This is a genomic window from Nicoliella sp. ESL1120 (genome assembly GCF_058508515.1).
In genome coordinates, this window is the sequence record NZ_CP196384.1 from 14,188 (window position 1) to 26,475 (window position 12,288).

At 40.0% G+C, this 12,288-nt stretch carries 12 protein-coding genes; 9 read left to right on the forward strand and 3 right to left on the reverse strand.

The features are described from left to right. Window positions 1-457 precede the first annotated feature (457 nt). The 7 genes from ACSYTE_RS06870 to ACSYTE_RS06900 all read left to right on the forward strand — a co-directional run bounded on the left by ACSYTE_RS06870 (window position 458) and on the right by ACSYTE_RS06900 (window position 7,640). Window positions 458-1,333, forward strand: a complete 876-nt coding sequence (locus tag ACSYTE_RS06870; RefSeq protein WP_491717318.1) for a homoserine O-acetyltransferase/O-succinyltransferase family protein — start codon at window positions 458-460, stop codon at window positions 1,331-1,333. Further along, the gene (locus tag ACSYTE_RS06875; protein WP_491717319.1) at window positions 1,308-2,588 is read left to right on the forward strand and encodes an O-acetylhomoserine aminocarboxypropyltransferase/cysteine synthase family protein; all 1,281 of its coding nucleotides are present in this window, start codon (window positions 1,308-1,310) and stop codon (window positions 2,586-2,588) included. The genes ACSYTE_RS06870 and ACSYTE_RS06875 overlap by 26 nt, the downstream gene beginning before the upstream one ends. A gap of 30 nt (window positions 2,589-2,618) precedes the next feature. Beyond that, a complete protein-coding gene (locus ACSYTE_RS06880; RefSeq protein ID WP_491717320.1) occupies window positions 2,619-3,767 on the forward strand; it encodes an aminotransferase class I/II-fold pyridoxal phosphate-dependent enzyme in 1,149 nt (382 codons plus the stop codon). Beyond that, window positions 3,757-4,914, forward strand: a complete 1,158-nt coding sequence (locus tag ACSYTE_RS06885; RefSeq protein WP_491717321.1) for an aminotransferase class V-fold PLP-dependent enzyme — start codon at window positions 3,757-3,759, stop codon at window positions 4,912-4,914. Before ACSYTE_RS06880 ends, ACSYTE_RS06885 begins: the two co-directional genes overlap by 11 nt. A gap of 136 nt (window positions 4,915-5,050) precedes the next feature. After that, entirely contained in the window at window positions 5,051-5,422 is a 372-nt protein-coding gene (locus ACSYTE_RS06890; RefSeq protein WP_491717322.1) for a cupredoxin domain-containing protein, read from the forward strand. Window positions 5,423-5,436: 14 nt separating this feature from the next. Then, a complete protein-coding gene (locus ACSYTE_RS06895; protein ID WP_491717323.1) occupies window positions 5,437-5,709 on the forward strand; it encodes a cupredoxin domain-containing protein in 273 nt (90 codons plus the stop codon). Then, window positions 5,709-7,640, forward strand: a complete 1,932-nt coding sequence (locus tag ACSYTE_RS06900) for a copper-translocating P-type ATPase (RefSeq protein WP_491717324.1) — start codon at window positions 5,709-5,711, stop codon at window positions 7,638-7,640. Before ACSYTE_RS06895 ends, ACSYTE_RS06900 begins: the two co-directional genes overlap by 1 nt. A gap of 51 nt (window positions 7,641-7,691) precedes the next feature. Here the strand turns inward: ACSYTE_RS06900 and budA are convergent, their stop codons facing one another. Beyond that, window positions 7,692-8,408 carry an acetolactate decarboxylase gene (gene budA / locus ACSYTE_RS06905; protein ID WP_491717325.1) on the reverse strand — a complete coding sequence of 239 codons (717 nt, stop codon included), beginning with the start codon at window positions 8,406-8,408 and terminating at the stop codon, window positions 7,692-7,694. 106 nt (window positions 8,409-8,514) lie between these two features. On the opposite strand from budA, the gene ACSYTE_RS06910 reads away from it, so the two are divergent. Continuing rightward, window positions 8,515-9,096 carry a TetR/AcrR family transcriptional regulator gene (locus ACSYTE_RS06910; RefSeq protein ID WP_491717326.1) on the forward strand — a complete coding sequence of 194 codons (582 nt, stop codon included), beginning with the start codon at window positions 8,515-8,517 and terminating at the stop codon, window positions 9,094-9,096. A 53-nt stretch (window positions 9,097-9,149) separates the two neighbouring features. On the opposite strand, the gene ACSYTE_RS06915 is transcribed toward ACSYTE_RS06910, so the two are convergent. Then, the gene (locus ACSYTE_RS06915) at window positions 9,150-10,100 is read right to left on the reverse strand and encodes an alpha/beta hydrolase (protein WP_491717327.1); all 951 of its coding nucleotides are present in this window, start codon (window positions 10,098-10,100) and stop codon (window positions 9,150-9,152) included. A gap of 89 nt (window positions 10,101-10,189) precedes the next feature. On the opposite strand from ACSYTE_RS06915, the gene ACSYTE_RS06920 reads away from it, so the two are divergent. Beyond that, on the forward strand, window positions 10,190-10,762 hold the full coding sequence (locus ACSYTE_RS06920; RefSeq protein ID WP_491717328.1) for a TetR/AcrR family transcriptional regulator: 573 nt from the start codon (window positions 10,190-10,192) through the stop codon (window positions 10,760-10,762). Between the two features lie 44 nt (window positions 10,763-10,806). Here the strand turns inward: ACSYTE_RS06920 and ACSYTE_RS06925 are convergent, their stop codons facing one another. After that, window positions 10,807-12,165, reverse strand: a complete 1,359-nt coding sequence (locus tag ACSYTE_RS06925) for a glutamate--cysteine ligase (protein WP_491717329.1) — start codon at window positions 12,163-12,165, stop codon at window positions 10,807-10,809. Between the last annotated feature and the right edge of the window lie 123 nt (window positions 12,166-12,288).

Genomic DNA, 12,288 nt, shown 5'->3' on the forward strand with positions numbered 1-12,288 from the left:
ACAGCATTGACTTTAAAAAGAAACAAGCCATTACCGATCATTTGGTTATACGTTATTAATGTAAAATTAAGCTTAAAAAAATTTATTTTTGTTGTTGACATTCAATATTAAACGGATTATTATATCTTTAACATATTAATTAAAGGTTACTGAGAAAAGATGAGTAAACACTAAGTTGATTTTAACAGAGACCCTTGTTTGATGAGATTAGGGATTTCAATTGGTGTTGAAGATGGTCTTGGAGTAATTTTAAGTGGTGAGTTTGATAATGAGCCATTTACGACTTAACACCCGTTAAAGTGTTGAAGGATAGCTACTACAGTGTCCGGAGATGATTAGTCAATATGACTAGTTAATATAGGGTGGTACCGCGTACTACATAGAGCGCCCCTAGAGTTTGAAATTAATTTTTCGAATTCTAGGGGTGCTTTTTTTATTTGAAAGGGAGGAAATCGCAATGGCAGTTAACGTTAAGAATGGATTTTTAAAAAATGATCATGAATGGAACAATCAAAAATTAGATCAACCATTGAAAGTATTGATTTTAAATTTAATGCCGACCAAAAAAACAACTGAATGGCAATTTTTGAATATCCTGAATTCATTGAAACAAGATATTGAAGTAACTTTCTTGTACCCACGGACCCATCATTTTAAGACGGTTGATCAAGGACAGGTTGCCAAGTGTTATTGTAGTCTGCAGCAGGTTTGTAATAACTACTACGATGGATTGATTGTTACTGGAGCCCCCGTTGAACAGATTAACTTTGAAGATGTTGATTACTGGGAAGAATTTTTAGAAATCAAGCGTTGGGCATCTAAACATGTTCAGCAAACCATTAACGAATGCTGGGCTTGTCAGGCTGCGTTGTACTCCGATTTTGGAATTCCAAAGATTGAACTAAAGCAAAAGTTATTTGGAATCTATCAAGCTAGTAGCATTGATGATAAATGTAGATTGTGTAATAACTTAGTTCGATTCATAAATCCCCAATCAAGACATTCTCAATCAGTGATCGACCGCAATGCACTCCCAGCAGGATTGACCATTGCTGCTGATAATCGCTTCACTGGCCCATTGATTTTGCATTCCGATGAAAAAAGGCAAACGTATTTAAGCGGCCACCCTGAATATAGCTTAGATACCTTGGATGCAGAATACCATCGGGACCTAGCAAAACATTCAGCGATCGATGCACCAGCAAATTATTATGATCGGGTTCACCAGATCAATAACACTTGGCAAAATAGCAGTATCCAACTATATCAAAACTGGATTGATTTAATTGAAAGCGAGGAATTAGAATATGACAGAAAAAAAATTGCACTTTGAAACGCTTCAGGTTCATGCAGGACAAGTGGTAGATCAAGAAACAGGAGCTAGAGCAGTTCCAATTTACCAAACCACTTCATTTGTATTCAAGGATGCCAAACAAGCAGCCGATCGATTTGGCTTGAAAGAACCAGGAAACATTTATACGCGGCTTACCAACCCTACGACCGACGTAGTTGATAAAAGAGTGGCCGCCCTTGAAAATGGAACGTCAGGGGTTACCCTAGCAACTGGTTCCGCAGCCATTACAGCTGCAATTTTAAATATTGCGGGGCAAGGCGATGAAATCGTCTCTGCCAGTACCCTTTATGGTGGCACCTATGATTTATTTGCGGTCACCCTTCCTAAGCTAGGTATTACGACGCACTTTGTAGATCCAGATGATCCAGAAAACTTCGCTAAGGCAATTACCCCTAAAACAAAGGCGGTTTACGTGGAAAGTATTGGTAACCCCAATATTAATTTAGTCGATTTTGAAGCAATTGCCAAAATTGCCCATGATAATAAGATTTTATTCATTGTTGATAATACCTTTGGTACCCCATACTTGGTTCAACCATTAGAACATGGTGCTGACGTGGTCGTACACTCTGCGACTAAATTCATTGGTGGCCATGGAACGACAATGGGTGGAGTTATCGTTGAAAATGGTAAGTTTGATTACAAAGCGAGTGGTAAGTACCCTGGATTCACCGAACCCAACGATCAATACAATGGCCTTGTTTTCGCTGATTTGAAGGGTGCTGCGTTCACTACCAAGGTGCGTGCAGAAACATTGCGGGACCTCGGAGCAACGATTAGTCCTTTCAACTCTTTCTTGTTATTACAAGGATTAGAATCGCTATCATTGCGGGTCCAAAGACACGTTGAGAACACCGAAAAAGTGGTGGACTTCTTAGCCCATCATCCAAAGGTCGCTTGGATCAAGTATCCAGCCCTAAAGGATAGTAAGTACCACAAGCTTGCTGAAAAGTACTTTCCTAAGGGTGTTGGTTCAATCTTTACGATCGGCTTGACCGATGGTGAAAAAGCAGGGAAGGAATTGATCAGTCACCTTCAGTTATTCTCATTGTTGGCAAATGTGGCTGATGCAAAGTCATTAATTATTCATCCCGCTTCAACTACCCATGCGCAGTTGAATGATGAACAACTCAAAGCAGCTGGGGTGACTCCAGATCTGATTCGGATTTCAATTGGAATTGAAAATGCAGATGATTTAATCGCAGATTTGAAGCAGGCTTTAGATAAGGTTTAAAACTAAAACGTTTGAAAGGTAAGTGATTTTATGTGTAGTGATTGTAAATGGCAAAAGAAGATTGATACGATTTTAGCGCAAGCGGGCAACCGCATTGATAATGTGACGGGTTCGATTTCGATGCCGCTTTATTTTTCCACCGCGTATCGGCATGCGGGGTTGGGTAAATCAACTGGATATGATTATTCCAGAATGACCGAACCAACTCGTGACGTATTAGAAAATGTCTTGGCACAGTTAGAAAATGGCTGTAAAGCCTATGCGGTTTCATCAGGGATGGCTGCGATTCAACTAGTTTTTACCCAGTTCAATACTGGTGATCACATCGTCGTTTCAGATGATCTATACGGTGGTTCATTTAGATTTTTTGATCTATTAACGAAACACTATCATTTACGCTTTAGTAAGTGGGACGGGCATGACTACCAAGAATTAGATCGCCTATTACAAGATGACGCAAAGGCAGTCTGGATTGAAACGCCTTCCAATCCGACGATGAAGGTCATTAATATTGAAGAGGTTGCCAGTCACGCCCATGAAGTCAATGCCCAATTGATCGTTGATAATACATTCTTTACCCCATTGATTCAACAACCGTTGAACCTTGGAGCTGACATTGTCGTTCACAGTGCTACTAAATACTTATCTGGACATAATGATTTACTTGCCGGAGTAGTAATTTGCAAGTCAGAAGCAACTGCAGAAGTAATTGGTCAAAATTTAATTACAATTGGATCGAACTTAGCACCATTTGATTCGTGGTTACTGATTCGGAGTTTGAAAACGCTTCCTCTGCGTTTACACAAACAGGAGGAAAATGCGCAGGCAATCGTAGCTGATTTGAATAATTCCAATTTAGTAGAATCAGTTCGCTACCCAGGACGCGGTGGAATGGTGAGCGTATATGTTAAACCTGAAGTAGACGTTGATCAATTCTTACAGAATTTGACGGTCATCTCCTTTGCTGAAAGTTTGGGTGGAACTGAAAGTCTGGTAACCGTTCCTGCAATTCAAACCCATGCCAATCTCAGTCCCGAAGTACGTGCAGCAGCTGGTATTACAGATAATCTTTTACGGATTTCATGCGGAATTGAAGCCAGTGAAGATTTGATTCATGACTTGAATCATTCTTTAGCTGTTGCTGCTAAGCAAACGGAGGTGAATCTAGATGGCAAATAAACAATTTTCTGATTGGACCAAGGTTATTAAAAGTACTACTAAACCAGATCCAGAAACTGGTGCGATTAATCCGCCAATTCAATTATCATCCACTTTTGAGCAACGTGATTTCGATCATTTTGGAAAGTGGGATTACTCCAGAAGTGGTAACCCGACCCGCGATGTTTTGGAAGCAAGTATCGCCAGTCTAGAACACGGCACGCGTGGCTTTGCTTTTGCTACGGGGATGGCGGCCATTTCAACGGCCCTATTGACCTTGAACCAAGGTGATCACATTATCTTGACCAAGAATGTGTACGGGGGGACGTTTCGCCTCGTCACTCAAGTGTTAGTCAAGTATGGAATTGAGTACACGTTTGTTGATCTGGGCGATGAAGATGCATTAAAGAATGCTTTTCAGCCCAACACAAAGGTTGTTTACATTGAAACACCATCGAACCCAACGCTGCAGGTAACCAATATTTCAGATGTGGCTAAAATTGCTCATGAACACGACGCACTTGCATTTGTAGACAACACATTCATGACACCGATTTTACAAAAACCACTCGATTTGGGGGCTGACTTAGTATTGCATAGTGGCACTAAGTTCTTAGCGGGGCATAGTGATATCTTAGCCGGTTTGATCGTCACTAAGGACGAACAACTAGGCGCACAAGTTTACTTTTTGCAAAATGCAATGGGTGCCACCCTCGGAATCTCTGATTGTTGGTTATTGCTGCGGGGCATTAAAACCCTTGCCGTAAGAATGGAAAAGGAATCTGCAAATGCACTTGAACTAGCAAAGTGGTTAGAAGAACAGCCTCTAGTTACCAAGGTGAATTATCCTGGCCTCCCATCATCACCAGAACACCAAGTTCAACTATCCCAAGCTGTTTCGGGTGGAGCGGTGCTTTCCTTTGATATTGGCAGTGAAGATAATGTCCGAAAGTTAGTTGACCTAATTAAAATTCCAGTCTTCTCAGTTTCATTAGGTGCGGTCGAATCCATCATTTCATACCCACCGAAGATGTCCCATGCCGAAATGAGTCCGGCCGAACGGCATGCGCGGGGCATCACTGATGGTTTGTTACGATACTCAGTTGGTCTTGAATCAGTTGCGGACCTAAAGGCAGACCTGAAGCAAGCTTTTGACCAAATTAAATAGCATCAGAAAATGTTGGATCAATAATGGTCCAACATTTTTTTGTGGTTATTGTTGACAAATGTAAACAACAGCGCTAGGATATAAGCATAGTTAAGTTTACACATGTAAACAAGAGTTGAAAGGAGTGGTTCGCAAAGTGGTTAAATTAATGGTACTAATAATTGGTTTATTATTAATTGGATTCATTTTATGGTGGTACTTTGGCCCCCATGCTGAAGATAGTGAAACTTCAGCAGTGGTTGATAACCATCAAACCGTTGACATTGAAGTGAACGGCGGGTATTCTCCCGAGACAGTCGAGCTTCAAGTTGGGATCCCAGCGACCCTCAATTTTACCCGCAAGGACGCATCGGGATGTTTAGATCACGTTATTTTCAATGATTTTGGGATTAACCAAGCGTTACCCAAAAATCAGACCGAATCAATTAATATCGACACCAGCAAGCCGGGCACTTATCAGTGGGCCTGTGGGATGGATATGTTTCATGGCAAAGTAGTTGTTAAATAATGGAGGTAAATGATATGAGTGAAAAAGAACAAGTTGTAACAGTTGTTGTTGATGGTGGTTACCAACCAGCCGTTGTAAATTTAAAGCAGGGCGTGCCAGCCAAGCTTAGTTTTGTGCGGAATAGTGATCAGGGCTGTTTAGATACTGTTCAGTCCAGTGATTTAGGATTTAAGTCCGAACTACCATTAAATGAACCACAAACATTCGATGTAAATACTGATCAAACTGGTGAATTTGATTTTAGCTGTGGAATGAACATGGTCCACGGAAAGGTAGTGGTTAAATAATGACTACCATGCAGCGGTTTTACATTTCGTTGCTCTTATCTTTGCCGATGTTAATTCAAATGATCTTGATGCCGCTAGATGGTTGGATGTTACCAGGTGGCGATGTGACTGAATTACTACTCACAACGGTGATTATGCTAGTCGCCACTAGACCATTTTTGCAAAGTGCGTTGGCATCGTTCAAAAAACATCACTCTAATATGGATACGCTGGTGGCAATCGGAACCGCAACTGCGTACCTATTTAGTGTTTATGCAATGTTAAACCATCAGCCAGTGTTCTTTGAAACAGCTGCATTCGTAACGACCTTTATTTTACTAGGACAGGGATTAGAAACGCGGATGCGCAAGGGCGCTTCAAAGGCAATTGAGCAGTTGTTAAACTTACAGGCAAAGGATGCAATGGTCCTACGGAATGGCCAATTTCAAAGATGCCCCGTTTCAGAAGTGACAAAGGGTGATACCATCAAGGTCAGACCTGGTGAAAAAATTGCTGTGGATGGGGTTATTTTAAAGGGTGCTTCTTCAATCGATGAATCAATGGTGACTGGTGAAAGCATCCCCGTTGAAAAGCACGTTGGCGATCAGGTAATTGGATCAACGATCAACAATAATGGGACTTTGGAGTTCCGTGCTGAAAAAGTGGGGAGCGAAACGATGCTATCTCAAATCGTGGAACTAGTTAAAAAAGCCCAAAATAGCCATGCTCCCATTCAAAATTTGACCGATCGGGTTTCTGACTTTTTTGTTCCAATCGTATTAATCGTTGCAATCATCACGTTTTTAGTATGGTTCGTTTTATTAAACGCTCCAGTTGCTCAGGCCTTGGTCTTTGCTGTCTCAGTCGTAGTGATCGCATGTCCATGTGCACTTGGGTTAGCCACCCCAACCGCATTGATGGTGGGAACTGGTCGTGGTGCTCAAATGGGTATCTTGATTAAAAATGGGGAAGTTTTGGAAGCCGTTGATGGCATCCAAACGGTTGTCTTTGATAAAACCGGTACGATTACCAAGGGGAAACCACAAGTTGTTGATGTCATTGGTGATCAAGAACGGGTGCTTCAGATTGCTGCTAGTTTAGAGCATGATTCAGAACATCCTCTCGCCAGTGCGGTGGTCAAATACGCTAAACAATTAAATGTCAATCTTGTTTCAGTAAAAAACTTCACTTCGATTAGCGGTCAAGGTGTTCGTGCCGATCTGAACGGCCAATCATTCACGGTTGGTAAAATTGGTGCTTTATCAATTAGTGACGATTTACAGCAGAGTGCAGATGAACTACAAAAAGCTGCCAAGACCGTTGTATACGTTGGGGATGCACATAAGGTGCTCGGTTTGATTGTTATTCAAGACACCCCAAAGGATGGTGCCAAGCAGGCAATTGCTGCTTTAAAGAAACAGGGGTTGCAAACAGTGATGCTAACTGGAGATAACCAACAAGTGGCTGATGTGATCGGCCAACAAGTCGGAATTGACCGTATCATCGCTAATGTGTTGCCTGATGAAAAGGCAAAGGCTGTTCAAAATCTTCAACAAGCACGCAAGGTGGCCTTTGTTGGCGATGGCATTAATGATGCGCCTGCATTGTCAACTGCTGATGTTGGAATTGCAATGGGGTCTGGAACTGATATTGCAATTGAATCTGGCGGCATCGTATTGATGAAAAATGATTTGCAAGATGTTAGTCGGGCGTTAACGTTAAGTCATAAAACGTTTAATCGGATTAAACTGAACCTCTTTTGGGCCTTTATTTACAATGTATTGGGGATCCCAATTGCAGCCGGGATGTTTTATTTTATCGGCCTAACCCTTAGTCCAGAAATTGCCGGGATGGCAATGGCGCTAAGTTCAATTTCAGTGGTATTTAGTTCGTTACTGTTGAAATGGGAACGAGTGGGTAACGATAAACAATTGAGTCCGAATATGAAATAATAAAAAGGGGTTTTGCTGACCGAATGGGTCAGATCAAAATCCCTTTTTGGTTTATTCTTTTTCGGCTTTGTTGATGGCTGCTTCAATATCGTCATTTGAAAAGTCATGAGTCCGATAATCCTCATTATCATTGGGGAGCTCTAAATTTAAATTATTAAATTCCTGGGTGCCAAGAACACCACTAAATCCTTTGAAATTCATCAGATGGCCGCCCAACTTGAAATCATCTGAGATGAAGTGGGCGTGAAAACCAGGCACGACAAGCTTGCTAAATGCATCTGGATAGTAATAAGCAATTAATGTGCCATAGATTGTTTCTGCTTCAAATATCTTTTCACTTTCAGCTGTTTTAACTAACGAAGGGTAAGGCTTCTTTTGTTTGAATACGGAGCGGACTTTAACGTAATCGAAACGCCCATGTAATTTGGCAGAAAACATTAAATTTCGATATTGATGGTTACTAAATATGTGATCACCGAGGGCATTATAATTAGCGATTTGAACGTTATTTTCAATTTGGTAATTAGCAAAGTGGGCGTTGGCAAATGGAATGCTAAATTGATCGTTCACAATTTCAACGTTCCCATCGCCATGAATCAGGAATGGTTGACCGTTGTTAATGACTAATTCACCATCTAATCCCGCGCCACTTCCGATTCCTGTATCACCATGCTTTAATAAATCGCCAATCGTTAACGTTCCATCAAATAAGCCTGGGACGATTAATGCCCCAGTCCCGTGTTGGAAAAGGATTTCTTTGTTCATCATCGTAATTCCTCCTTATTATTGATATGATATATATTAATGTAATTTTGATTTGATAAAATGAACAAAATTGGGGAAATGTTCATTTTTATGAAGGAGGGCCGTTTTGATGGGGGAATATAATAAACGGAATCGAACAATTCAAAGCATAGTTGACTGGACAATTACACTTGCAGATGCAAAGGGGTTAGCAAAAATAACGGTTAACGAGATCGTAAATAATGTGGGCATCAAACGGGGCACTTTTTATCGTTATTTTAATGATAAATATGATGTGATCACGCGCGTGGAAGCGCATATTTTAGACCAGGTCGCTCAATGCCAAATGGATATTGTTAATATGGATATTCATTCGATTCGGAAGCGATTGGCAGATGGCTTGTTGCTTGGTCAGATCATTGATATATTCGATCAACACCGCAAAACGATTCATTTTTTATTAAGTGATCATGGTGATATTCATTTTATTAATAAATTGGAACTTTTTTTTAATACCATGAATTATAAAACAATTAGTAAGCTTAATTTTACCCTGAATGAAAAGCAAAAAAAAATTATTGCCGTCTATTTAACGGGGACCCTAGTCAACCTATTAAAATTACACTTAGCTGATTCACGAAACTATTCGCGGAACGATATTTTAAAGGCGAGCTATGATTTAATTCGACTGAATTTACTGAACAAATTGTAGTAAAAAAGCGAGTAGCAGGGAATTAACTTGCTAACTCGCTTTTTACTAACTAATTATTTAACGTATTTAGCCAAAAATTTGCGAATTGTTTCCTCGTATAGTTGTTTATTATGTTGGAAAGACTGCGCATGGGCAGCGCCCTTAACGATTAATAGTTCTTTGGGCCCCTTGGTGGCTCGATAGAGGGGGTAGACCATTTTAGTGGGCACAAAATGATCATTGCTACCATGAATGAATAACATTGGTTTATGGTTTTTAGCAACTTGTTTCAAAGCATTGCCATCCTCATAGAAAAAGCCGTTTTTGACCTTGTTGATCAGACTAACCATCGGTTCGATTGGATAAAATGGAATTAGGGGGAGATGGTATAGTTGTTTGGCTTCATATCTTAATTCATTATGAATGCTATCATATCCACAGTCTTCAATAAATGCTTTGACTTGGTGGGGAACATTCGGTTGGCCACTGGTCATCATAGTCGTTGCTCCACCCATACTGACACCAAACATGATGATTTTAGAACTTTGGCCATTGTACTTAATGACCTTATTGATCCATTTAATGTAATCAAGGCGATCAGGCCATCCATACCCGACATAGTTACCCTGACTATCACCTTGCCCACGGTCATCTGGAATTAAAACGTTATAGCCGAGTTGATGAAAAAGGGCGCCATAAACCCCCATTTCATCCTTATTCCCCATATAACCATGGGCAATTACTGCAGTTTGATTAGTCTTGGTGGCTGCTGGAATATAGTATGCGTCTAACTTCAGATGCCCGGTGGCTGATTCTTGATACCAACGCTGCTTATGTGCTTTTAGGAACCATTGCTGATTGCTATACAGTGGGTTTTTGCTGGTGATCTGATTATTAGATAAAAATGATTTATGACTAGGGACCGATACGACGGTGTACAGATAGACACTAGCAGCACATAAAATAATGAATATGATTCCGAGGAGGATACTAATTATAATTGTAATTTTGCGTTTGAGACTCATTAACTAACAGGCTTTCTATAAATTTTATTTTTATTTTAGCATTATAATTAGATCATACACAATTTTAATTAACGGGGTGGATATGGGATATGGAATTAACTGGTCATGAAGACTTACGGATTCAAAGAACGATCAACAGCATTCATGATGCTTTTAAAACATTAATTTGTGAAAAAGATTATGCCAAAATCACCGTCAAGGAACTGGCAGAACGGGCGCAAATTAATAAAAAAACTTTTTATCGTTATTATCCAACTTTAGATGCACTATTGGCTGAAATTCAATCTGAGTATTCAAGAGGCTACTTAGCATTGACCAAAGATTATCAATATCCACTTGATTTAGCGAAAAGTATTCAAACGTTTTTTGAGTATTCAGTCAACCAAGATCAAGCATATGAAAAGATTACAATCAGTACTAACATCCCATACGTCGGGATTCGCCAGGAAATGATTGATGAAGTAATGGGTAAGACTTGGGGGCAGTCACAGCAGTTTCAAAACTTATCCGAATGGCAACAAAAGATGGTCACTTCATTTATTCAACAAACCGGCCTCAATGTTTATCGGGAATGGATCAATAATGGGAAGCAGATATCAATGTCTGATGCTATTGATACTTCGGTGAAGTTGATTGAAGGTGGGATTGCCAATTTTCTATAAAAAAAACGCCCCGAGGTGAACTGATTTCATATAGGGGCGTTTGATTATGATTTAAATGAATTTCTAAATAGATATTTCTTTAATTCATCGGCGGTGGGTTGTTTAGTAGTATCAAAACCATCGAAGGGTCTTAACGCTACTAACGCACTTCTTTGATACTTGATGCCTAGTGAAACAGCATAATCAACTAATGAACCATCCTTCATATGCTCAAGGAGCTGAGCACTTGGTGTTAGCTTTGGATATCTAATCCTGAGTTCCATTTCTTGAATCACTTCTGTATATTCTGGGCCTGCTTGAAGTTGGTCAACGAATAATTTTAAGCGTTCAATAAATGAAATGGCCTGAACTTGATGGGCAAAGTGATTTGGATCTTCGCTTGCGACCTCGTCGTTTAAGTGATTCGCCTTGTCTAAGGCCGAATTCACTGCAGACTGCTTCAAAGGTGGATTCATAATAAAGTAACTAGCCATTAGTCGAATGAAACGAATCGTATTGGTCTTGATTCCAATGGCACTACTAGGGTCTAAGTCGAGCATTCGTAGTTCGAGATACTGAATTCCAGTATTTTTCAAATCATCCAGATCCTTGCCACCTCTAAACCGAATTGGGCCCTGACCTTCTGATGCTCTAATCATTAGCTTATGTTTAACAGCATCATGAATTGATTTAATGTATTTATCAATACTGGTGTAGTCAACCAAAAATTTGGCTCCGTATCCGTAACGGTGACTTTGCCGAAGGCTTCGAATTGGATGGTCTGGCCCCTTATCTTCGTCATAGTAGTTCTTTTCGGCAATTGGACTAGCACCAAATAGGTATGTAATTAGCCATCTATATCTTACAAAACCTTGTCCTAATCGCATGTATAAATAATCCTTTACATCTTGATCAGTTTCAAATGTATCGCTCATTTTAGAACGAATCAATTTAATGACATGGTCGTGAATACTTAAATTAATATGTGCTCCACATGGTAACGCTTGGGCCATCCCGTGATGTAACTTAACCCAGTTAACTAAAAAGTCATGTTTTTCTTGGGTCGAATCTGCTAATAAATCATTACTTTTATTTTTGGGCATGATTGGTGGCATTGATAACGGCCATAAGATTTCACCGGGGGCTAACGCATTCCTTAACGCATTATTGATGCGGTATAAATAGTGCATCGCATCTAACGGACTGTTAGCAGGTGGGGTCACGACTTCGGACATTGCGACGAGAAAGTCTTCAGTGATCCATGGATTACTATGGGCATCACCGATCGTATCTGGATATGGTTCGGAACTTAGGTGGCCGGTTTCATCCGCCCGATCCATTTCAATTTCCAAGCCCATCCTAAAATCAGAGGTTCTTGCAACCGCCTCATTTTCAAAAATAACATTACCAATCTTACTAAACATTGGCATCCCTCCTTGAGATTTTCACTAAATTCATTATTAGAATTCGGTTAGAATATTATAAATCTTTTAGACAAATATGTAAAGGACGATTTAAATATCAAATACTAATATTAAATTTATTAA